The sequence below is a fragment of the Rhodococcus sp. Z6_132 genome (genome assembly GCF_058133635.1).
Window position 1 is genome coordinate 823,463 of sequence record NZ_JBYUNP010000003.1, and the last position, 20,234, is coordinate 843,696.

The window sequence follows — 20,234 nt, forward strand, 5'->3', positions numbered from 1 at the left end:
GCGCGGCGGTGAACCTCCGGCGGGACGTCCGTGCCGGCGGGACGGTGCTGGCGGCCCTGGTGGTGCTCGGGGCGATCCTGGGCTGGCTCTGGGCGGTGCTGGCGCCGAGCACGCTCGCCCTGGTGCTGCGCGACGGCTCGGTGGCCGAGCTGCCGACCGAGAGCTACCACCTGTTCGACGACGTCGCGCTGTTCGCCCTGATGGGGCTGGGTGCCGGACTGGTCACCGGGGCGGCAGCCTGGGTGTGGCGCACCCGGCGGGGAGCGACGGTGCTGCTGCTGGTGGTGCTCGGCTCCGCGCTGAGCGCGCTGGTCGCCCGGTCGGTGGGCCTGCTCGCGGTGCCGGAGGGTCCGGCAGCCGCGGCGGTGGGCTCGATCCTGGCCCTGCCACCCACGCTGGGCACCTGGATGGTGCTGGTGGCTCAGCCGCTGGGCGCCGCCTTCGCCTACACCACCGCGGTGGCCTTCAGCGGCGACGACAACCTGGGTGCAGGTCCTGCCCGGCAGGCCGAGCCGCAGGGGCACTCCACCGTGGGGGCGAGCGGGGCCGGTTCCCTGCACGAGGGACCGGCTGGGTTCAGTTCAGGCTCAGCGGAGCGCTAGCGAGCTCCGGCGTCGCCGGCACCGCGCTCAAGCGCTGCAGGAACTCCGCCTCCCGGGCCACCAGGCGCCGGATCATCTGCAGCCGCAGCGCCGCGCAGCGCTGCTCCAGCAGGCTCTGCCGGTCCTCCAGCGGGAGCAGGCAGTCCGAGGCAAGCACGTGCGAGAGGATCGCCGGGTCCACGTCCTTCCTGGGTGAGCGCCAGTCGTCGCGCTGCCAGGCCAGCGAGCAGTACCGCTGGTGGGCGCCGCGGGCCTGGGTGGCGAGTGCCCGCACCGAGGACGCGCTGGTCAGCTCCTGGCGCGGCTCGCGCTCGGTGGGCAGGTCGGGCAGCCACTCCACCGTCGCCGTCAGGTACGGCGCCGCGGTGGGGTCGATGGCCAGCAGCCGGAAGCGACGCATGCCTCGGGTGATGACGTCGAAGCCGCCGTCCTGCAGCCGCTGGGCGTCCTGCAGCTCGGCGGTGCAGCCCACCTCGTAGACGGCCTCGGCCACCCCGTCGGCGATGTTCCAGCCTGGTCGGACGGCCACCACCCCGAAGGTGCGGTCCGGCACGGCGCCGGTCACGAGGTCGGTGACGAGCTGGCGGTACCGCGGCTCAAAGATGTGCAGGGGCAGCAAGGCCCCCGGGAGCAGCACGGTCCCCAGCGGGAACAACGGCAGCGTTTCGGGCACGCCGCTACGTTACGTCGGCTCCGTCGGTTGCGCACGGTCACCATGCGGGCGGGCAACGATCCGTCGCGCTAGGGGTGGCCGGGTGGTCGCAGCGCGGCGAAAGCATCGGTGACACGTAGTCGGTTGTCGGTGAACCGGAAGTGAGCAGCAGGCCTGCCGCCCGCCCGGCCGGAGGCTGAGGTGGCGCCCGTGGGGGAGATGACACCACGGCGCGCGAGCACTCGTTTGAGATTGGTCACATCCACCGGGTAGCCCAGCGCGGCGCCGTAGAGGTCTCGCAGCGTGGACAGCGTGAACTCCGCGGGGGCGAGCGCGAAGGCGATGTTGGTGTAGGAGAGCTTGCCGGCCAGCCGGGCGCACGCGCGCTGCACCACGGTGCCGTGGTCGAAGCTCATCTCCGGCAGCGCGTGCACGGGGTGCCAGTGGGTGTCCGGCGGCAGCTGCGGATCGGCAGGCAGCGGGACCAGCCCCAGGAAGGTGGACGCCACGGTGCGCCGGCCGGGCACCCGGTGCGGGTCGCTGAAGACGGCGAGCTGCTCCAGGTGCGCCACGTCCCGGACGTCCACCTTCTCCGCCAGCTGGCGCCGCGCGGAGGCCTCCACGTCCTCGTCCGGCCGCAACCGCCCGCCGGGCAGCGCCCAGCGGCCGGCCTCCGGGTCCTGGGCGCGCTGCCACAGCAGGACGGCGAGCTCAAGTCCGTTGGCGCCGAGGCGAACTTGCAGCACTGTGACGAGCACCTCGTTGCTGCTGCTATCATCAACCATGTTTTCGATCGTAAGTCGAAAACTGGGTGGGCGTCCAGCCGGCCCCGGGCGGACGAGGAGATCGGCGATGACGACCACAGCTGCAGCCACCCCCTACCAGCGCACCGACGCCGGCTACGTGGGCGTGGAGCCCGACGGCGCCTGGACCCAGCAGGTGCGCGCGCTGCTGGCCGAGCGCAACGCGGTGCTGCTGGCGCACAACTACCAGCTCCCGGCCATCCAGGACGTGGCCGACCACGTCGGTGACTCGCTGGCGCTCTCGCGCATCGCCGCGGAGTCCGAGGCCGACACCATCGTGTTCTGCGGCGTGCACTTCATGGCCGAGACGGCGAAGATCCTGGCCCCGCAGAAGACGGTGCTCATCCCCGACGAGCGCGCGGGCTGCTCGCTGGCGGACTCCATCGACGCCACCCAGCTGGCGGAGTGGAAGGCCGAGCACCCCGGTGCGGTGGTGGTGTCCTACGTGAACACCACCGCCGAGGTGAAGGCGCTCACCGACATCTGCTGCACCTCCTCCAACGCGGTCGAGGTGGTGGAGTCGATCCCGGCCGACCAGGAGGTGCTCTTCCTGCCCGACCAGTTCCTCGGCGCGCACGTGCGGCGGGTGACCGGGCGCGACAACGTGCTGGTGTGGGCGGGGGAGTGCCACGTGCACGCCGGCATCAACGGCGACGAGCTGGCGGCGCAGGCCGCGGCCCACCCCGACGCCGAGCTCTACATCCACCCCGAGTGCGGGTGCGCCACCTCGGCGCTCTACCTGGCCGGGGAGGGTGCGGTGCCCGCCGACCGGGTGAAGATCCTCTCCACCGGCGGGATGCTCGACTCCGCCCGCGCCCTGGCCCCCGGGGGAACTCGCGAGGTGCTGGTGGCCACCGAGGTGGGGATGCTGCACCAGCTGCGCCAGGCCGCGCCGGGCGTGGACTTCCGCGCGGTGAACGAGAAGGCGTCCTGCCGGTACATGAAGATGATCACCCCGGCCGCGCTGCTGCGGTGCCTGGTGGAGGGTGCCGACGAGGTGCACGTCGATGCGGAGACCGCCCGGCGGGCCAGCGGCGCGGTGCGCCGGATGATCGCCATCGGCCAGCCCGGCGGCGGCGAGTAGTGAGCCCCGCCGGCACGAGCGGCTGGGAGGCGCACGCCGACGTCGTCGTGGTCGGCAGCGGCGTCGCCGGGCTCACCGCCGCGCTCACCGCCCACGAGCGGGGGCTGCGGGTGCTGGTGGTGAGCAAGGCTGGCCTGCACGACTCGGCCACCGCCTGGGCACAGGGCGGGATCGCGGTGGTCGACGGTGCCGGGACCACGGCGGGCGGGGACACGGTGGAGGCCCACGTGGCCGACACCCTGGCTGCCGGCGCGGGGCTGTGCGACGAGGCCGCGGTGCGCTCGGTGGTCGGTGCCGGCGCCGGTGCGGTGCGCCGCCTGGTGCAGCGGGGCGCGGTGTTCGACCGGGCGCCCGACGGCAGCGTGGCGCGCACCCGCGAGGGCGGGCACCGCTTCCGCCGGGTGGTGCACGCCGGTGGTGACGCCACCGGCGCCGAGGTGCAGCGCGCGCTCGGCGCCGCGGCGCAGCGGAGCCTGCCCGGGCCGGCGGTGCTCGAGCACCACCACGCCACCCGAGTGCTGCTCGGCCGCGACGGGTCCGTGCACGGCCTCGCGGTCACCGACGCCGGCGGGGCCCTCGGGGTGCTGCACGCGCCGGCGGTGGTGCTGGCCACCGGCGGGCTCGGCCACCTCTACGCGGTCACCACCAACCCGACCGTGGCCACCGGTGACGGCATCGCCCTGGCCCTGGCCGCCGGGGCGGTGGTCAGCGACCTGGAGCTGGTGCAGTTCCACCCCACGGTGCTGTTCACCGCCGCCGCCACGGGGCAGCGACCGCTGGTCACCGAGGCGGTGCGCGGCGAGGGCGCACGCCTGGTGGGCCCCGACGGCGCTTCGGTGACCGCCGGAGTGCACCCGCTGGGCGACCTCGCCCCCCGCGACGTGGTGGCCGGGGCGATCACCGCCGTGCTGGCCCGCACCGGGGCCGAGCACGTGTGGCTGGACGCCCGCGCGGTGCCCGACCTGCGCACCCGCTTCCCCACCGTGCACGCGGCCTGCGCGGCGGTGGGCATCGACCCCGCCCGCGCGCCGATCCCGGTGGCGCCGGCCGCCCACTACTCCTGCGGGGGAGTGCGCACCGACGTGCACGGCCGCACCGGGGTCGAGGGCCTCTACGCCGCCGGCGAGGTGGCCCGCACCGGGCTGCACGGTGCCAACCGGCTGGCGTCCAACAGCCTGCTCGAGGGCTTGGTGGTGGCCGAGCGGGTGGCGGCGGCCGCGGCCGAGCGGGTGGTCGCCGCTGGCCGGGTGGAGGCTGCCCCGGTGCTGCCGCCGACACCTGCGCCGGTGCTCGACCGCACCCGGCTGCAGCACCTGATGAGCGCGCACGCCGGCATCGGCCGCGACGCCACCGGGCTGGGCACCGTCGCCGACGCGCTCACGGCGGCACCGCTGGCCTACCCGCTCGACCAGCGGGCCCGCGAGGACGCCACCCTCACCACCGTCGCCGGGGCCCTGGTCGCTGCCGCCACCTGGCGCACCGAGAGCCGGGGCTGCCACGTGCGGACCGACTATCCGAGCAGCACCGGCTCGGCGGCTCTGCCCAGCCTGGTCGTCCTCGACCGGGAGACCGGCCGCCCCACGGTGGTGCCCCAGGACCACCCCACCCACCGCACAGGAGCCCTGGCATGACCGTCCTGCCCACCCCCGCCCTGCACGACCTGGCGCCGGCCACCACCACCCTGCTGACCAGGCAGGGCCTGGACGTCGACGACGTGCGCCGCGTGGTCGCCACTGCGCTGGGGGAGGACCTGCGCTACGGCCCGGACGTCACCACCACGGCCACGGTGGGCGCCGACGCGGTGGCCACCGGCGCAGTGGTGAGCCGGCAGTCCGGGGTGCTGGCCGGCACCGGGGTGGCGCTGGCGGTGCTGGACACCGTCCTCGGCGCGGACGGCTACCGGGTGCTGCAGCGCAGCGACGACGGCGCTCGCCTGCAGCCCGGCTCGGCCGTGCTCACCGTCGAGGCCACCACCGCCGGCCTGCTCACCGCGGAGCGGACGATGCTGAACCTGGTGTGCCACCTGTCCGGCGTGGCCACCGCCACCGACGCCTGGGTGGCGGCCACGGCGGGCACCGGCTGCCGCGTCCGCGACACCCGCAAGACGCTGCCCGGGCTGCGGCTGCTGCAGAAGTACGCCGTCCGCGCCGGCGGCGGGGTGAACCACCGGCTCGGGCTGGGCGATGCCGCCCTGGTCAAGGACAACCACGTGGTGGCAGCCGGCTCGGTGGTGGCCGCGCTGCGGGCGGTGCGGACGGCCGCGCCCCAGCTGCCGTGCGAGGTGGAGGTGGACTCGCTGCACCAGCTGGACGAGGTGCTGGCCGAGGGCGCCGAGCTGGTGCTGCTGGACAACTTCGACGTGGCCGACACCGCGGAGGCGGTCCGGCGCCGCGACGCTGTCGCCCCGGCCACGCTGCTGGAGTCCTCGGGCGGGCTGTCCCTGGCCGTGGCCGCCGACTACGCCGCCACCGGGGTGGACTACGTCGCCGTCGGTGCGCTCACCCACTCCGTCACCGTGCTCGACCTGGGCCTGGACCTGAGCTGAGCGCCAGACCCGTGCCGCAGACCCGGGCCACGCGCGGGTTCACGGGGCGGGGCTGATCGCCACGCGCTACCTTTGGCCACCTCAGCGGAGCACCTCTCCGACTGCTGCGGTCGACGCGGCTGGCGCCGAGTCCCGCTCGGCCGCCCGCGGCGCGCCTGCTTTCCGACCAGACCGGGCCCAGCACATGGCCCTGACCTTGCGATGGAGAAGACATGAGTCCCAGCCACAGCGAGGACGCCCAGCGTCCCGCCCGCTCCGGTGCCGCGGTGGAGAACCGTGGGCCCACCGGTGGCGCCCGGCCCGACCTGGACGCCAACAACCCGCAGGGCCCTGGTGACTTGTCCGGCAAGTCCAAGATGGCGGTGGTGAAGCGGGCGGCCAAGCAGTTCCAGAAGGACAACCTCACCGACCTCGCCGCAGGGCTCACCTACTACGCGGTGCTGGCGATCGTGCCGGGCATGATCGTGCTCGTCTCCATCCTCGGTCTGCTGGGTCCGACGACCACCCAGGACCTGATGGACCAGGTGCAGCAGATCGCTCCCGGCTCCAGCGCCGACTTCGTGCGCACCCTCATCGACCAGGCGCAGGCCAACAAGAGCAGCGCCAGCCTGAGCGCGATCATCGGCCTGGTGGTCGCCCTGTGGTCCGCCTCGGGCTACGTGGCGGCCTTCATGCGTGCCTCCAACGTGATCTATGGCATCGGCGAGGGCCGGCCGATCTGGAAGACCACCCCCATCCGGGTGGGCGTGACCATCGTGGCGGTGCTGATCCTGGTGCTCAGCGCGGTGATCGTGGTGGTGAGCGGACCGGTGGCCAAGCAGATCGGTGACGTCGTCGGCGTCGGCGACACCGCCGTGCTGGTGTGGAACATCGCCAAGTGGCCCGTGCTGCTGGTGCTGATCTCGGTGCTGCTGGCCATCCTGTTCTGGGCCTCGCCCAACGCCAAGCAGGGCGGGATCAAGTGGGTCAGCCCCGGTGGCCTGCTCGCGGTGGTGGTCTGGGTGATCATCTCCGGCCTGTTCGCCGTCTACGTCACCAACTTCTCCTCCTACGACAAGACCTACGGCGCGCTCGCGGGCGTGATCATCTTCTTGGTCTGGCTGTGGCTGAGCAACGTGGCCATCCTGCTCGGCGCCGAGGTCAACGCCGAGCTCGAGCACGGCCGGGCCATCGCCGACGGCCTGCCCGAGGACGTGCAGCCCTTCGCCGAGCCGCGCGACACCCGCAAGCTCGACGACGAGGACAAGGCGGCGGTGGCGCAGGCCAAGCAGATCCGCGAGTCCTGACGAACCAGTCCCACCACGGGGCGGCCACCTGGCCGGGCCAGAGCCGGAGGACACCGAGTCGGGGGACTCAGTCGTCCGGCGGCCCGGCCAGGCGGCCTATCCTGGTGAACTGTCGTCGAACTCCGCTGGAGGCTCACCATGCTCGCCCGCACCGACCTGCGCGGTCGTACCCCGTCCACTGCTGAGCTGCGCGCCGCCCTGCCGCGCGGCGAGGTCGACGTGGACGCGGTGCTGCACACGGTGCGCCCCATCGTCGACGCCGTCCGCGAGCGCGGGGTGGAGGCGGTGCTCGAGCTGAGCGAGAAGTTCGACAAGGTGCGCCCCCGCTCGGTGCGGGTGCCCGCCGAGGAGCTCGACCGCGCCCTGGAGCACCTCGACCCCACCGTGCGCGCCGCGCTGGAGGAGTCCATCGCCCGCGCCCGCCGGGTGCACGCCGACCAGCGTCGCCGCGACACCGTCACGCAGGTGGTCGAGGGCGGCACGGTCACCGAGCGCTGGGTGCCGGTGGACCGGGTCGGTCTGTACGTGCCCGGCGGCAACGCGGTGCTCGCCTCCAGCGTGGTGATGAACGTGGTGCCCGCGCAGGCCGCGGAGGTCAGCTCGGTGGTGGTGTGCTCGCCGCCGCAGGCCGACAACGGGGGTCTGCCCGACGGCACCATCCTGGCCGCCTGCGCGCTGCTGGGCGTGCGGGAGGTGTGGGCCGCCGGTGGCGCCCAGGCCATCGCGCTGCTCGCCCTCGGCGGCACCGACACCACCGCGGTGGACGGTGAGCCGGCCGAGCTGGAGCCGGTGGACCTCATCACCGGTCCGGGCAACATCTACGTCACCGCGGCCAAGCGGCTGCTGCGCGGGCTGGTGGGCATCGACTCCGAGGCCGGGCCCACCGAGATCGCGATCCTGGCCGACGAGACCGCGGACGCCGTGCACGTCGCGGCCGACCTGATCAGCCAGGCCGAGCACGACGTGCTGGCCGCCAGCGTGCTGGTCACCACCAGCGAGGACCTGGCCGACGCCGTGGACGCCGCGGTCACCGAGCAGGTGGCCGCCACCAAGCACGCCGAGCGGGTGCGCACGGCCCTGTCCGGGAAGCAGTCCGGCATCGTGCTGGTCTCCTCGGTGGCCGAGGGCCTGCGGGTGGTCAACGCCTACGCCGCCGAGCACCTGGAGATCCAGACCGCCGACGCCGCCGACGTCGCCGCCGGGGTGCGCAACGCCGGTGCGGTGTTCGTCGGCCCGTGGTCGCCGGTGAGCCTGGGCGACTACTGCGCCGGCAGCAACCACGTGCTGCCCACCGCCGGCTGCGCCCGGCACTCCTCCGGCCTGAGCGTGCAGACCTTCCTGCGCGGCATCCACGTGGTGGAGTACACCGAGCAGGCCCTCGCCGACGTGGCCGGGCACGTGGTGGCCCTGGCCGGTGCCGAGGACCTGCCCGCGCACGGCACGGCCGTGCAGGTGCGCTTCGGCTCGCCCGAGCGCTCCCGGTGAGCGCCCCCGACGAGCGCCAGGTGCCCGGATCGGCGATCACCATCGACGACCTGCCCCTGCGGGCGGAGCTGCGCGGAGCCAGTGCCTACGGCGCGCCGCAGCTGGACGTGCCGGTGCGGCTGAACACCAACGAGAACCCGCACCCGCCCAGCGCTGCGCTGGTCGCCGACCTCACCGCCGCGGTGGGCGAGGCAGCCACCGAGCTGCACCGCTACCCCGACCGTGACGCGGTGGCCCTGCGCACCGACCTGGCCGCCTACCTCACGCGGCAGACCGGCGTCGCCGTCGACGTCCGCAACGTGTGGGCGGCCAACGGCTCCAACGAGGTGCTGCAGCAGCTGCTGCAGGCCTTCGGTGGCCCCGGGCGCACCGCGATGGGCTTCGTGCCGTCGTACTCGATGCACCCGCTGCTGGCCGCGGGCACCCAGACCACGTGGCTGTCGGTGCCCCGTGGCGCCGACTTCGGCCTGGACCTGGACGCGGCGGTGGACGCCGTGCGCACCCACCAGCCCGACGTCGTGTTCGTCACCAGCCCCAACAACCCCACCGGGCAGAGCACCACCCTGGCCCAGCTGCGCACGCTGCTGGCGGTGGCGCCGGGCATCGTGGTGGTGGACGAGGCCTACGCGGAGTTCTCCCCCGCGCCCAGCGCCGTGGAGCTGGTCGCGGAGTTCCCCACCAAGGTGGTGGTGAGCCGCACCATGAGCAAGGCCTTCGCCTTCGCCGGTGGTCGGCTGGGCTACCTGGTGGCCGCCCCCGCCCTGGTGGACGCCATGCTGCTGGTGCGCCTGCCGTACCACCTGTCGGTGCTCACCCAGACGGCGGCTCGGGCCGCGTTGCGCCACGCCGACGACACCCTGGCCTCGGTGGCCGAGCTGTCCGCCGAGCGTGACCGGGTCTGCCGGACGCTGCGCGAGCAGGGCTTCCAGGTGGTGCCCAGCGACGCCAACTTCGTGCTCTTCGGCCACTTCACCGACGCCGGCGCCACGTGGCAGCACTACCTCGACCGCGGTGTGCTGATCCGCGACGTCGGCATCCCCGGGTACCTTCGTACGACGGTCGGCCTGCGCGCGGAGAACGACGCGTTCCTGCAGGTCTCGGCTGATCTCGTCCGCACAGACATCGAAGGAGCCCCCGCATGACCGGCCGCACCGCACGAGTGGAGCGCACCACCCGCGAGTCGAGCATCGTGGTCGAGCTGAACCTGGACGGCACCGGTCAGGTGAGCGTCAGCACGGGCGTGCCCTTCTACGACCACATGCTCAACGCGCTGGGCACCCACGCCAGCTTCGACCTCACCGTGGCCGCCTCCGGCGACACCGACATCGAGGCGCACCACACGGTGGAGGACACCGCCATCGTGCTGGGCCAGGCCCTGGGCCAGGCGCTCGGCGACAAGGCCGGCATCCGCCGCTTCGGTGACGCCTGGATCCCGATGGACGAGACGCTCGTGCACGCCGTGGTGGACGTGTCGGGCCGGCCCTACTGCGTGCACACCGGTGAGCCGGAGCAGATGCTCACCACCACCATCGCCGGGCGGGCCGACGGGGGAGCGCCGTACAACACGGTGATCAACCGGCACGTCTTCGAGTCGCTGGCCTTCCACGCCCGCATCAACCTGCACGTGCGCACCCTCTACGGCCGCGACCCGCACCACATCACCGAGGCCGAGTTCAAGGCCGTGGCCCGCGCGCTGCGCGCCGCCGTGGAGCCCGACCCCCGGGTGCTCGGCGTCCCCTCCACCAAGGGCTCGCTGTGAGGACCGGCCGGTGAGCGACCAGACGCTGGCCTTCATCCTGGTGGTCGTGGCCGGGTTCTTCCTGGGCGGTGCCTGGACCACCCGCCACAGTGCTCGGCCGGTGGCCGTGGTCGCCGGCGTGCTGGGCGCGCTCGCCCTGGCCGGCGCCGTGCTCCGCATGGTCTGACCCCCCACGCACGACGAGCCCCGCACCGGAATCCGGTGCGGGGCTCGTCGTGTGCGGAACGGAGCGGGTCAGCGGGTGTCGCGCTCCAGGTCCGGGTTGGGGCGCTTGATCATCTCGCCGCCGCCCGGTCCTGCCGGTGCCTCCGAGGCCCGCCCAGCCTGCGCTGGGTCGTCCAGCGCCGGCGCCTTCTCCTCGTCGTCCTCCGCGGCCTGGGGCCGGAGGATGCTCAGGGCGATGGACCCGGCGAGCACCACCACGATCACGGCCAGGCTGACCAGCGAGGGGATCTCCGGAATGGAGGTGGAGATGGTCTTGTGGCCGGCCTGCATCATCAGCTTGACGCCGATGAACGCCAGGATGATGGCCAGGCCCTTGTCCAGGAAGTGGAACTTGTCCAGCAGCCCGCGGAGCAGGAAGTACAGCGCCCGCAGGCCCAGGATGGCGAAGGCGTTGGAGGTGTAGACGATGAACGCCTCGTCGCTTACCGCCAGCACGGCCGGCACGCTGTCCACCGCGAAGAGCAGGTCAGCCGCCTCGATGGTGACCACCACGGCCAGCAGGGGAGTGCCCACCCACTTGGCGCCCTGCTTGATGAAGAACTTGGTGCCGTGGTAGTCCTCCGTGGTCGGGATGACCTTGTTCATCAGCTTCAGCGCCAGGCTCTTGCTGGGGTCGTAGCTGTCGTCGTCGCCCTTGACCAGCTTGAACGCGCTGTAGAGCAGGATCGCGGCGAAGACGAACAGGATGGCGGTGAACTGGTTGACCACGGCCACGCCGAGGCCCAGGAAGATCGCCCGGAACACCAGGGCGCCGATGACACCCATGAACAGCACGCGGTGCTGGTACTCCTGGGGCACCTTGAAGTAGCCGAAGATCAGCGCGAACACGAAGAGGTTGTCCACGGACAAGCTCTTCTCCAGCAGCCAGGCGGTGGAGTACTCCACCCCGGCGCCGCTGCCGAGCACGGCGAACACCACGCCGCCGAAGATCACGGCCAGGCCCACCCAGCCGGCGCTCCACAGCGCGGCCTCCTTGAACCCGATGACGTGGTCGTCGCGGTGCGCAAGAAGGTCCACCGCCAGGGCCACGACCACGATGGCCCCGAAGGCCACCCACAACCACATCGGTACGTCGAGCACAGGGTCTCCTCACAGAAGTTGAATGTTCCCTCAAGCGTGCGGGACGGCCGGCCGCAGCACAGCGTCGGTGACCGGCTGCTCCCGTCGCCCTTTCTTGCCAGGTTCCGGCAGTCCAGGTTCTGCGGCCGCCACGCCGGCCTGGGGGATGGTGGTGCCGGAGTGCGTGGTCAGGGCGTGTCCCGGCAGGAGGGTGCGGCTCCTGAGGTGTGGGCGGACGCACCCCCGCCCGCGCGGGCAGTGTCGGGGTGGGCCACTACGCTGGAGTGCATGACAGCTGCATCCGTCGTGGTCCTGGACTACGGCTCCGGCAACCTGCGCTCCGCCGAGCGTGCGCTCGAGCGGGTGGGTGCCCAGGTCACCGTCACCGCCGACCCCCGCGAGGCCCTGGCTGCCGACGGGTTGATGGTGCCCGGCGTGGGCGCCTACGCCGCGTGCATGGCCGGCCTGCGCGAGGTCAAGGGTGACCGCATCATCGGCGAGCGCCTGGCCGGTGGACGTCCGGTGCTCGGGGTGTGCGTGGGCATGCAGGTGCTCTTCGAGCGCGGGGTGGAGTTCGACCACGGCTCTCCCGAGGCCTCGACCGGCTGCGGCGAGTGGCCGGGCACGGTGGAGATGCTGCCGGCCAAGGTGCTGCCACACATGGGCTGGAACACCGTGGAGGCACCCGAGGACAGCACCCTGTTCGCCGGGCTCGACGCCGACACCCGCTTCTACTTCGTGCACTCCTACGCCGCGCGCCAGTGGGAGCTCGACGAGGACGGACCGCTGCCCCCCGCCAAGCTGACCTGGGCCGAGCACGGCGGCCGGTTCCTCGCCGCGGTGGAGAACGGACCGCTGTCGGCCACCCAGTTCCACCCGGAGAAGTCCGGTGACGCCGGTGCCACGCTGCTGGAGAACTGGGTCAAGAGCCTCTGACGCCCGGTCGCCGAGACCGGCCGGTCGGGCGCCGGACGCCGACTACTAGAGTTGGCCCACGTGAGCCTGGTCCTGCTGCCCGCTGTTGACGTCGCCGACGGTCAGGCCGTCCGCCTGGTGCAAGGAGAGGCAGGGAGCGAGACCGACTACGGCTCGCCCCGAGACGCCGCCCTCGCCTGGCAGTCGGCCGGAGCCGAGTGGGTGCACCTGGTCGACCTCGACGCCGCCTTCGGCCGCGGCAACAACCGTGAGCTGCTCGCCGCGGTGGTCGGCGAGCTGGACGTGCAGGTGGAGCTCTCCGGCGGGATCCGGGACGACGCCTCGCTGGAGGCCGCGCTGGCCACCGGCTGCCGCCGGGTGAACCTGGGCACCGCCGCGCTGGAGGACCCCGAGTGGTGCGCCAGCGCCATCGAGCGCTTCGGCGACCAGATTGCCGTCGGCCTGGACGTGCGCATCACCGGTGACCAGTACCGCCTCGCCGCCCGCGGCTGGGTGAGCGACGGCGGCGACCTGTGGGAGGTGCTGGAGCGCCTGGAGCGGCACGGCTGCGCCCGCTACGTGGTCACCGATGTCACCAAGGACGGCACCCTGACCGGCCCCAACCTGCAGCTGCTCTCCGAGGTCTGCGCCGTCACCGACGCTCCCGTGGTGGCCTCCGGCGGGGTGTCCACCGTGGACGACCTGCGGGCCATCGCCGCGCTGGTGGACGAGGGTGTGGAGGGCGCGATCGTCGGCAAGGCGCTCTACGCCGGCCGCTTCACCCTGCCCGAGGCGCTGGCAGCGGTATCGCAGTGAGCACCCCCGACGCCGCAGGACTGCTGGCCGAGGCCGCGGCCCTGCTCGACGAGGTCAGCGAGCGCTTCGTCACCGGCCTGGGTGCCCCCAGCGAGGTGGAGAAGGGCCCCGCGGACTTCGCCACCGCCGTCGACCTGGAGCTGGAGCGTCGGCTCACCGCCGAGCTGACCCGGCGCACCGGGATCGCGGTGCACGGCGAGGAGTTCGGCGGCCCCGACGTGGCCACCGGGACCGTGTGGGTGCTCGACCCGGTGGACGGCACCGCCAACTACTCCGCCGGCCTGCCGCTGAGCGGCATGCTGCTCGCCCTGGTGCACGACGGCGTGCCGGTGGCCGGGCTGACCTGGCTGCCGCTGCTCAACCAGCGCTACACCGCGGTGCAGGACGGCCCGCTGTTCTGCAACGGCGTGGAGGTACCTCGGCTGCAGAGCCGCACCCTGCAGTCCTCGACCACCAGCGTCGGCGCGCTCAACCGCGCCTCCGGCGGGCACTACCCCGGCGAGTACCGCTACCAGGTGTTCGGTGAGGTCAGCCGCGCCTGCCTGCGCGTGCGGATGCTGGGCTCCACCGGCCTCGAGCTGGCCTGGACCGCCGCCGGCCTGCTCGGCGGCTCGGTCACCTTCGGCCACCACGCCTGGGACAACGCGGCCGGCGTCTGCCAGGTCCGCGCGGCGGGGGGAGTGGTCACCGACCTGGCGGGCAACCCCTGGACCATCACCTCGCCCTCCGTGCTGGCGGCCTCGCCCGGCGTGCACCAGGAGATGCTCGAGCTGATCGGCGCCCTCGGCGACCCCGCCGACCACCTGTCGGCGGCGCACGCATGAGCCTCGCCGTGCGGGTCATCCCGTGCCTGGACGTCGACGGCGGCCGGGTGGTCAAGGGGGTGCGCTTCGCCAACCTCAAGGACGCCGGCGACCCGGTGGAGCTGGCCGCGGCCTACGACGCCCAGGGTGCCGACGAGCTCACCTTCCTCGACGTCACCGCCTCCTCCGGCGAGCGCGCCACCATGATCGACGTGGTCCGGCGCACCGCCGAGCAGGTGTTCATCCCGCTCACCGTGGGCGGGGGCGTGCGGTCGGTGGCCGACGTGGACCAGCTGCTGCGCGCCGGCGCCGACAAGGTCAGCGTGAACACCGCGGCCATCGCCCGCCCGGAGCTGCTGAGCGAGCTGAGCCAGCGCTACGGCTCGCAGTGCATCGTGCTGTCGGTGGACGCCCGCACCGTCCCCGAGGGCGCCGAGCCCACCCCGTCGGGCTGGGAGGTCACCACCCACGGTGGCAAGCGCGGCACCGGCATCGACGCCATCGAGTGGGCCCGGCGCGGTGCCGAGCTGGGGGTGGGGGAGATCCTGCTCAACTCCATGGACGCCGACGGCACCAAGCAGGGCTTCGACCTGGCCATGATCGCTGCCGCCCGGGCCGCGGTCACCGTGCCGGTGATCGCCAGCGGGGGAGCCGGGGCCATCGAGCACTTCGCGCCTGCGGTGCACGCCGGGGCCGACGCGGTGCTCGCCGCCAGCGTCTTCCACTTCGGTGAGCTGACCATCGGTGCGGTCAAGGACGCCATGCGCGCCGAGGACATCGAGGTCCGATGAGCGAGGCACAGGCTCCGGTGCTGGACCCGGCGATCGCCGCCCGGCTCAAGCGCAACGCCGACGGGCTGGTGTGCGCGGTGGCGCAGCAGCAGGGCACCGGCGAGGTGCTCATGGTGGCGTGGATGAACGACGAGGCGCTGGCCCGCACGCTGGCCACCCGCAAGGCCACCTACTGGTCGCGCTCACGCCAGCAGCTGTGGGTCAAGGGCGAGACCTCTGGCCACACCCAGCAGGTGCACGAGGTGCGCCTGGACTGCGACGGCGACACCCTGCTGCTGGTGGTGGACCAGGTGGGTGCGGCCTGCCACACCGGCGAGCGCACCTGCTTCGACGCCGACGTGCTGCTCGGCCCCAGCTAGCTGCTGCCGGGGCCAGGCTCTAGGGCCGTGCCCGCAGCACGTCCAGCGCGCGGTCGGCGTGCGAGCTCATCTTGGTCTCGCTGCTCAGCGCAGCCAGGACCACCGCGTCGGTGTCGATCACGAAGGTCACCCGCTTGACCGGGGCCAGCTTGCCCAGCAGCCGGCGCCGCACCCCGAACAGGTCGGCCACCTGCCCGTCCTCGTCGGCCAGCAGCGGGTAGTCGAAGGTGTGGGCGGTGGCGAACTTCTGCTGCCGGGACACGCTGTCGGTGCTGATGCCCACCCGCTGGGCACCGAGCTCGGTGAACTCACCGCCCAGGTCCCGGAAGTGGCACGCCTCCGCGGTGCAGCCCGACGAGGACGCGATGGGGTAGAAGAACAGCACCACCGGGCCCTGCTCCAGCAGCTGGTACAGCGACCGGGGCGTGCCCTGCTGGTCGGGCAGCGTGAAGTCCGGCGCCTTCTCTCCCTGCTTCATTCTCCAGACGGTATCCCCCCGGCTCGTCGGCTGGGCCATGGTGGGGTGGCACGGCCAGGGACGGGGCGCACGCGGGGACGTCGGGCCTGGCTGGGAGACTGTCAGCCATGTCTGGTGCGCACCTCGGGGAGACGAGTCCCACTCGCGCGGAGTTCCGTGCCCTCGCGGCGGAGCACCGCGTGGTGCCGGTGACGCGGAAGCTGCTGGCCGACTCCGAGACCCCCGTCTCGGCCTACCGCAAGCTGGCCGGTGACCGCCCCGGCACGTTCCTGCTGGAGTCGGCGGAGAACGGCCGCTCCTGGTCGCGCTGGTCGTTCATCGGCGTGGGCAGCGCCGCCGCGCTGACCGTGGTGGACGGTCAGGCGCACTGGCAGGGCATCGTGCCCGCCGGCGCCCCCACCGGCGGCGACCCGCTGGACGTGCTGCGCGAGACCCTGCAGCTGCTGCGCTCCGAGCGCCTGCCCGACCTGCCCCCGCTCACCGGCGGCATGGTCGGCTACCTCGGCTACGACACGGTGCGCCGCCTGGAGCGCCTGCCCGAGCTGGCCACCGACGACCTGCAGCTGCCGGAGATGGTGATGCTGCTGGCCACCGACCTGGCCGCGGTGGACCACCACGAGGGCACCATCACCCTCATCGCCAACGCGGTGAACTTCGACGGCAGCGACGAGCGGGTGGACGAGGCCTACACCGCGGCGGTGCAGCGGCTGGACGCGATGACCACGAAGCTGGCCTCGGCCGCGCCGTCCACGGTCACCGCCTTCGACCGGCCCAGCCCGCAGTTCCACCGGCGGACCACCAGCGAGCAGCACCAGGCCGGAGTGCGCAAGCTCATCGGCGAGATCGAGGCCGGCGAGGCGTTCCAGGTGGTGCTCTCGCAGCGCTTCGAGATGCCCACCCAGGCCGAGGCGCTGGACATCTACCGGGTGCTGCGCGCATCCAACCCGAGCCCGTACATGTACCTGTTCCGGGTGCCCGACGCCCACGGCGGCACCGCCTTCGACATCATCGGCTCCAGCCCGGAGGCGCTGGTCACCGTGGTGGACGACGTGGCCACCACGCACCCCATCGCCGGCACCCGCTGGCGCGGGGCGAGCACCGAGGAAGACCTGCTGCTGGAGAAGGACCTCTGCGCCGACGCCAAGGAGAACGCCGAGCACCTGATGCTCGTCGACCTGGGGCGCAACGACCTGGGCCGGGTGTGCGAGCCGGGCACGGTCACCGTCACCCAGTACCGGCACGTGGAGCGCTACAGCCACGTGATGCACCTGGTCTCCACCGTCACCGGCCGCCTGGCCGCCGACCGCACCGCGCTGGACGCGGTGACGGCGTGCTTCCCCGCCGGCACCTTGTCCGGTGCCCCCAAGCCGCGGGCGCTGGAGCTCATCGAGCAGATGGAGCCCACCCGGCGCGGGGTCTACGGCGGCATCGTGGGCTACCTGGACTTCGCCGGTGACGCCGACACCGCCATCGCCATCCGCTCCGCGGTGCTCAAGGACGGCACCGCCTACGTGCAGGCCGGCGGTGGCGTGGTCGCCGACTCCGACCCCGCCGCCGAGGACACCGAGACGGTGAACAAGGCGCTGGCCGTGCTGTCGGCGGTGGCGGCGGCCGAGACGATGCGTGGAGTGGCCGATGACTGATCCCAACCAGGCGCCGGGGACCGACCAGGCACCGGAGCCGGCCGCCCCGAAGGCAGGCCGGTCGGGCCTGCGCGTGCCCGCGGTGCTGCTGGTGCTCGGCGCCGTCGCGCTGTGGGCCGCCTCCCGCGTGCAGTGGGTGCAGGCACGCACCGAGGACGACCTGCGGGGCGTGCGCGAGGCCGACCTCCTCGGCAGCACCTGGGCGGCGCAGCTCACCCCGCTGGCCCTGGTGCTGCTGGCCGGGGTCGCCGCGGTCTTCGCGCTGCGCGGCCTGGCCGTGCGGGTGCTGGCGCTGGTGCTGCTGGTCGTCGCGGTGGCCGCGGCCGAGCCGGCCGTGGTGGCGCTGGTCGGCGGGCCCTCCGCCGAGCACGCCGCCGAGCTGATCACCCCGCCGGTGCTGGCCCAGCAGGTGAGCACCTCCGCGTCGGTCGTCGGACCGCTGCTGGCGCTGCTCGGTGCGCTGCTCACCGTGGCCGCCGCCGTGCTGCTGGCCCGCGCCCCGCGCCGTGCCGGTGGTCTGTCCACCCGCTACGAGACCCCTGCGGTGCAGCGCGAGCGGGCCACGCAGGCGGCTGTCACCGACGACGACGTCACCGAGCGACAGCTGTGGGACGCCCTCAGCGCGGGACAGGACCCGACCGCTGATCACGGAACCGGCACAGCTGCGCAACAGCCTGCCGCCCCGATGAGAGACGTAGGTCACCACCCGGATAGGCTCAGCGAGGTTGAGCAGGGCGAGCAGGGAAGGGGGGCTTGACGCGATGAGCGTTCTCGACTCGATCGTGGAGGGTGTCCGGGCAGATGTGGCGGCCCGGGAGAAGATCACCGACTTCGAGGCCGTCAAGGCCGCGGCGCAGCAGGCCAAGCCCGCGCAGGACGTGGTGGCCGCGCTCAAGGAGCCGGGCATCGCCGTCATCGCCGAGGTGAAGCGGTCCAGCCCGTCCAAGGGCGCGCTGGCCGACATCCCGGAGCCGGCGGTGCTGGCGTCGCAGTACGAGGCTGGTGGCGCCCGCGTGATCAGCGTGCTCACCGAGGAGCGCCGCTTCGGCGGGTCGCTGGCCGACCTCGACGCCGTGCGCGCCGCGGTGAGCATCCCGGTGCTGCGCAAGGACTTCATCGTCGGCCCGTACCAGATCCACGAGGCCCGTGCCCACGGTGCTGACCTGGTGCTGCTGATCGTGGCGATGCTGGAGCAGAACACCCTGACGGCGCTGCTGGACCGGGTGGAGTCCCTCGGCATGACCGCGCTGGTGGAGGTGCACACCGAGGCCGAGGCCGACCGTGCCCTGCAGGCCGGCGCCAAGGTCATCGGCGTCAACGCCCGCGACCTCAAGACCCTCGAGGTGCACCGCGACGTGTTCGCGCGCATCGCCCCGGGCCTGCCCAGCGACGTGGTGAAGGTGGCGGAGTCGGGCGTGCGCGGCACGGCCGACCTGCTCGCCTACGCCGGCGCCGGCGCGGACGCGGTGCTGGTGGGGGAGGGACTGGTGACCAGCGGCGACCCGCGCAGCGCCGTGTCCGACCTCGTCACCGCCGGATCGCACCCTTCCTGCCCCAAGCCCTCGCGCTGAGACCCTCTGGGGGAGAATGGGCGCGTGACCTCCACGCATGTGCCCTCCGGGGATCTGCCCACCGCGAGCTCAGGGCTGATCCACAGCAGCGACCACGATCCCGACGCCACCGGTCACTTCGGTGACTACGGCGGCCGGTTCGTGCCCGAGGCGCTGATCGGCGCCCTCGAGGAGCTCACCGCCGCCTACGAGAAGGCACGCACCGACCCGGATTTCCTCACCGAGCTGGACGAGCTGCAGCGCGACTACACCGGCCGGCCGTCCCCGGTGTTCGAGGCCAAGCGGCTGGCCCCGCACGCCGGTGGGGCACGCATCCTGCTCAAGCGCGAGGACCTCAACCACACCGGCTCGCACAAGATCAACAACGTGCTCGGGCAGGCGCTGCTCACCAAGCGGATGGGCAAGCGCCGGGTGATCGCCGAGACCGGCGCCGGCCAGCACGGCGTGGCCACGGCCACCGCCTGCGCGCTGCTGGGCCTGGAGTGCGTGGTCTACATGGGCGAGGTGGACACCGAGCGGCAGGCGCTGAACGTGGCCCGCATGCGCCTGCTCGGCGCGGAGGTCGTCCCGGTCACCACCGGCTCCCGCACCCTCAAGGACGCCATCAACGAGGCGCTGCGCGACTGGGTCAGCAACGTCGACGACACCCACTACTGCCTGGGCACCGTCGCCGGCCCGCACCCGTTCCCGACCATGGTTCGCGACTTCCACCGGGTGATCGGCCTGGAGGCCCGCGCCCAGGTGCTGCAGCGCACCGGGCAGCTGCCCGACGCCGTGGTCGCCTGCGTCGGCGGCGGGTCCAACGCCATCGGCATCTTCCACGCCTTCCTGGACGACCCCGACGTCCGGCTGGTCGGCTACGAGGCCGCCGGGGACGGCGTCGCCTCGGGCAAGCACGCCGCCACCCTCACCGGCGGGAGCCCGGGCTCGCTGCACGGGGCGCTGTCCTACCTGCTGCAGGACGACGACGGCCAGACCATGGAGACGCACTCCATCTCGGCGGGGCTGGACTACCCCGGCGTGGGCCCGGAGCACTCGCTGCTCAAGGACATCGGTCGCGCCGAGTACGAGCCGATCACCGACACCGAGGCCATGGACGCCTTCCGGCTGCTGTGCCGCACCGAGGGCATCATCCCGGCCATCGAGTCCTCGCACGCCGTGGCCGGTGCGCTCAAGCTGGGCCGCGAGCTCGGCGAGGGCGCCGTCATCCTGGTGAGCCTGTCCGGCCGTGGGGACAAGGACGTGGACACCGCCGCCCGGTGGTTCCACGTCATCGACGAGGCCGCGCTGGACAACCCAGCACCCAACCCCGAGGACGGCGCGGGATCAGGAACAGGGGAGCAGCTGTGAGCTCACGT

The 20,234-nt window shown here is 73.1% G+C and carries 22 protein-coding genes; 18 read left to right on the forward strand and 4 right to left on the reverse strand.

All coding sequences use genetic code 11. The features are described from left to right. Positions 1 to 8: 8 nt before the first annotated feature. Positions 9 to 602: a DUF2567 domain-containing protein gene (locus tag AC3YO9_RS17040; RefSeq protein WP_489984008.1), complete on the forward strand. Its 594-nt coding sequence runs from the start codon at positions 9 to 11 to the stop codon at positions 600 to 602. Here AC3YO9_RS17040 and AC3YO9_RS17045 read toward each other — a convergent pair. Continuing rightward, entirely contained in the window at positions 577 to 1,275 is a 699-nt protein-coding gene (locus AC3YO9_RS17045) for an LON peptidase substrate-binding domain-containing protein (RefSeq protein WP_127782550.1), read from the reverse strand. The two genes, AC3YO9_RS17040 and AC3YO9_RS17045, sit on opposite strands and share 26 nt — an antisense overlap. Before the next feature lie 68 nt (positions 1,276 to 1,343). Beyond that, positions 1,344 to 2,039 carry an NUDIX hydrolase gene (locus AC3YO9_RS17050; protein ID WP_489984009.1) on the reverse strand — a complete coding sequence of 232 codons (696 nt, stop codon included), beginning with the start codon at positions 2,037 to 2,039 and terminating at the stop codon, positions 1,344 to 1,346. A 67-nt stretch (positions 2,040 to 2,106) separates the two neighbouring features. On the opposite strand from AC3YO9_RS17050, the gene nadA reads away from it, so the two are divergent. From nadA to AC3YO9_RS17090, 8 genes are all read left to right on the forward strand, one after another. Then, a complete protein-coding gene (nadA, locus tag AC3YO9_RS17055) occupies positions 2,107 to 3,141 on the forward strand; it encodes a quinolinate synthase NadA (RefSeq protein ID WP_489984010.1) in 1,035 nt (344 codons plus the stop codon). Beyond that, complete coding sequence (locus tag AC3YO9_RS17060) at positions 3,141 to 4,772, forward strand: L-aspartate oxidase (protein WP_489984011.1); 1,632 nt, start codon at positions 3,141 to 3,143, stop codon at positions 4,770 to 4,772. Before nadA ends, AC3YO9_RS17060 begins: the two co-directional genes overlap by 1 nt. Continuing rightward, on the forward strand, positions 4,769 to 5,686 hold the full coding sequence (gene nadC, locus AC3YO9_RS17065; RefSeq protein WP_489984012.1) for a carboxylating nicotinate-nucleotide diphosphorylase: 918 nt from the start codon (positions 4,769 to 4,771) through the stop codon (positions 5,684 to 5,686). The genes AC3YO9_RS17060 and nadC overlap by 4 nt, the downstream gene beginning before the upstream one ends. A 212-nt stretch (positions 5,687 to 5,898) precedes the next feature. Then, positions 5,899 to 6,972 (forward strand): YihY/virulence factor BrkB family protein, encoded by a 1,074-nt coding sequence (locus tag AC3YO9_RS17070; RefSeq protein WP_489984013.1) that lies wholly within the window; start codon positions 5,899 to 5,901, stop codon positions 6,970 to 6,972. A 138-nt stretch (positions 6,973 to 7,110) separates the two neighbouring features. Then, positions 7,111 to 8,457 carry a histidinol dehydrogenase gene (gene hisD / locus AC3YO9_RS17075; RefSeq protein WP_489984014.1) on the forward strand — a complete coding sequence of 449 codons (1,347 nt, stop codon included), beginning with the start codon at positions 7,111 to 7,113 and terminating at the stop codon, positions 8,455 to 8,457. Beyond that, positions 8,454 to 9,599, forward strand: a complete 1,146-nt coding sequence (locus tag AC3YO9_RS17080; RefSeq protein ID WP_127782557.1) for a histidinol-phosphate transaminase — start codon at positions 8,454 to 8,456, stop codon at positions 9,597 to 9,599. The genes hisD and AC3YO9_RS17080 overlap by 4 nt, the downstream gene beginning before the upstream one ends. Next, a complete protein-coding gene (gene hisB / locus AC3YO9_RS17085; protein ID WP_127782558.1) occupies positions 9,596 to 10,216 on the forward strand; it encodes an imidazoleglycerol-phosphate dehydratase HisB in 621 nt (206 codons plus the stop codon). The genes AC3YO9_RS17080 and hisB overlap by 4 nt, the downstream gene beginning before the upstream one ends. 10 nt (positions 10,217 to 10,226) lie before the next feature. Beyond that, a complete protein-coding gene (locus AC3YO9_RS17090; protein ID WP_164860588.1) occupies positions 10,227 to 10,382 on the forward strand; it encodes a hypothetical protein in 156 nt (51 codons plus the stop codon). Positions 10,383 to 10,450: 68 nt separating this feature from the next. Here AC3YO9_RS17090 and AC3YO9_RS17095 read toward each other — a convergent pair whose 3' ends face one another. Continuing rightward, the gene (locus AC3YO9_RS17095; RefSeq protein ID WP_241249806.1) at positions 10,451 to 11,521 is read right to left on the reverse strand and encodes a TerC family protein; all 1,071 of its coding nucleotides are present in this window, start codon (positions 11,519 to 11,521) and stop codon (positions 10,451 to 10,453) included. A gap of 267 nt (positions 11,522 to 11,788) precedes the next feature. On the opposite strand from AC3YO9_RS17095, the gene hisH reads away from it, so the two are divergent. The 5 genes from hisH to hisI are packed head-to-tail and all read left to right on the forward strand — an operon-like array spanning position 11,789 to position 15,184. Then, positions 11,789 to 12,436: an imidazole glycerol phosphate synthase subunit HisH gene (hisH, locus tag AC3YO9_RS17100; protein ID WP_127782559.1), complete on the forward strand. Its 648-nt coding sequence runs from the start codon at positions 11,789 to 11,791 to the stop codon at positions 12,434 to 12,436. 60 nt (positions 12,437 to 12,496) lie between these two features. Next, a complete protein-coding gene (priA, locus tag AC3YO9_RS17105; protein WP_127782560.1) occupies positions 12,497 to 13,231 on the forward strand; it encodes a bifunctional 1-(5-phosphoribosyl)-5-((5-phosphoribosylamino)methylideneamino)imidazole-4-carboxamide isomerase/phosphoribosylanthranilate isomerase PriA in 735 nt (244 codons plus the stop codon). Continuing rightward, positions 13,228 to 14,055, forward strand: coding sequence for an inositol monophosphatase family protein (locus AC3YO9_RS17110; protein WP_489984015.1), 828 nt, complete (start codon positions 13,228 to 13,230; stop codon positions 14,053 to 14,055). The genes priA and AC3YO9_RS17110 overlap by 4 nt, the downstream gene beginning before the upstream one ends. Next, complete coding sequence (hisF, locus tag AC3YO9_RS17115) at positions 14,052 to 14,825, forward strand: imidazole glycerol phosphate synthase subunit HisF (protein WP_127782561.1); 774 nt, start codon at positions 14,052 to 14,054, stop codon at positions 14,823 to 14,825. The genes AC3YO9_RS17110 and hisF overlap by 4 nt, the downstream gene beginning before the upstream one ends. Continuing rightward, a complete protein-coding gene (gene hisI / locus AC3YO9_RS17120; protein WP_127782562.1) occupies positions 14,822 to 15,184 on the forward strand; it encodes a phosphoribosyl-AMP cyclohydrolase in 363 nt (120 codons plus the stop codon). Before hisF ends, hisI begins: the two co-directional genes overlap by 4 nt. Before the next feature lie 19 nt (positions 15,185 to 15,203). On the opposite strand, the gene AC3YO9_RS17125 is transcribed toward hisI, so the two are convergent. Then, positions 15,204 to 15,662, reverse strand: a complete 459-nt coding sequence (locus tag AC3YO9_RS17125; protein ID WP_127782563.1) for a peroxiredoxin — start codon at positions 15,660 to 15,662, stop codon at positions 15,204 to 15,206. A gap of 107 nt (positions 15,663 to 15,769) precedes the next feature. Between AC3YO9_RS17125 and AC3YO9_RS17130 the strand changes: the two genes are divergently transcribed. Genes AC3YO9_RS17130 through trpB form a run of 4 tightly spaced genes read left to right on the forward strand, consistent with a single transcriptional unit; the run spans position 15,770 to position 20,226 of the window. Continuing rightward, entirely contained in the window at positions 15,770 to 17,305 is a 1,536-nt protein-coding gene (locus AC3YO9_RS17130) for an anthranilate synthase component I (protein WP_127782564.1), read from the forward strand. Beyond that, positions 17,298 to 18,062 (forward strand): TIGR02234 family membrane protein, encoded by a 765-nt coding sequence (locus AC3YO9_RS17135; protein ID WP_127782565.1) that lies wholly within the window; start codon positions 17,298 to 17,300, stop codon positions 18,060 to 18,062. The genes AC3YO9_RS17130 and AC3YO9_RS17135 overlap by 8 nt, the downstream gene beginning before the upstream one ends. A gap of 4 nt (positions 18,063 to 18,066) precedes the next feature. Then, the gene (trpC, locus tag AC3YO9_RS17140; protein ID WP_127782566.1) at positions 18,067 to 18,876 is read left to right on the forward strand and encodes an indole-3-glycerol phosphate synthase TrpC; all 810 of its coding nucleotides are present in this window, start codon (positions 18,067 to 18,069) and stop codon (positions 18,874 to 18,876) included. A 39-nt stretch (positions 18,877 to 18,915) separates the two neighbouring features. Further along, complete coding sequence (gene trpB / locus AC3YO9_RS17145) at positions 18,916 to 20,226, forward strand: tryptophan synthase subunit beta (protein ID WP_489984098.1); 1,311 nt, start codon at positions 18,916 to 18,918, stop codon at positions 20,224 to 20,226. Positions 20,227 to 20,234: the final 8 nt, after the last annotated feature.

Bases quoted from the DNA above. Each gene is read 5' to 3' on its own strand.
- trpC (WP_127782566.1), top strand. From the start codon at position 18,067: ATGAGCGTTCTCGACTCGATCGTGGAGGGTGTCCGGGCAGATGTGGCG.
- hisF (WP_127782561.1), top strand. From the start codon at position 14,052: ATGAGCCTCGCCGTGCGGGTCATCCCGTGCCTGGACGTCGACGGCGGC.
- hisD (WP_489984014.1), top strand. From the start codon at position 7,111: ATGCTCGCCCGCACCGACCTGCGCGGTCGTACCCCGTCCACTGCTGAG.
- AC3YO9_RS17135 (WP_127782565.1), top strand. From the start codon at position 17,298: ATGACTGATCCCAACCAGGCGCCGGGGACCGACCAGGCACCGGAGCCG.
- hisB (WP_127782558.1), top strand. From the start codon at position 9,596: ATGACCGGCCGCACCGCACGAGTGGAGCGCACCACCCGCGAGTCGAGC.
- AC3YO9_RS17125 (WP_127782563.1), bottom strand. From the start codon at position 15,662: ATGAAGCAGGGAGAGAAGGCGCCGGACTTCACGCTGCCCGACCAGCAG.
- nadC (WP_489984012.1), top strand. From the start codon at position 4,769: ATGACCGTCCTGCCCACCCCCGCCCTGCACGACCTGGCGCCGGCCACC.
- AC3YO9_RS17070 (WP_489984013.1), top strand. From the start codon at position 5,899: ATGAGTCCCAGCCACAGCGAGGACGCCCAGCGTCCCGCCCGCTCCGGT.
- hisI (WP_127782562.1), top strand. From the start codon at position 14,822: ATGAGCGAGGCACAGGCTCCGGTGCTGGACCCGGCGATCGCCGCCCGG.
- AC3YO9_RS17130 (WP_127782564.1), top strand. From the start codon at position 15,770: ATGTCTGGTGCGCACCTCGGGGAGACGAGTCCCACTCGCGCGGAGTTC.
- hisH (WP_127782559.1), top strand. From the start codon at position 11,789: ATGACAGCTGCATCCGTCGTGGTCCTGGACTACGGCTCCGGCAACCTG.
- nadA (WP_489984010.1), top strand. From the start codon at position 2,107: ATGACGACCACAGCTGCAGCCACCCCCTACCAGCGCACCGACGCCGGC.
- AC3YO9_RS17050 (WP_489984009.1), bottom strand. From the start codon at position 2,039: ATGGTTGATGATAGCAGCAGCAACGAGGTGCTCGTCACAGTGCTGCAA.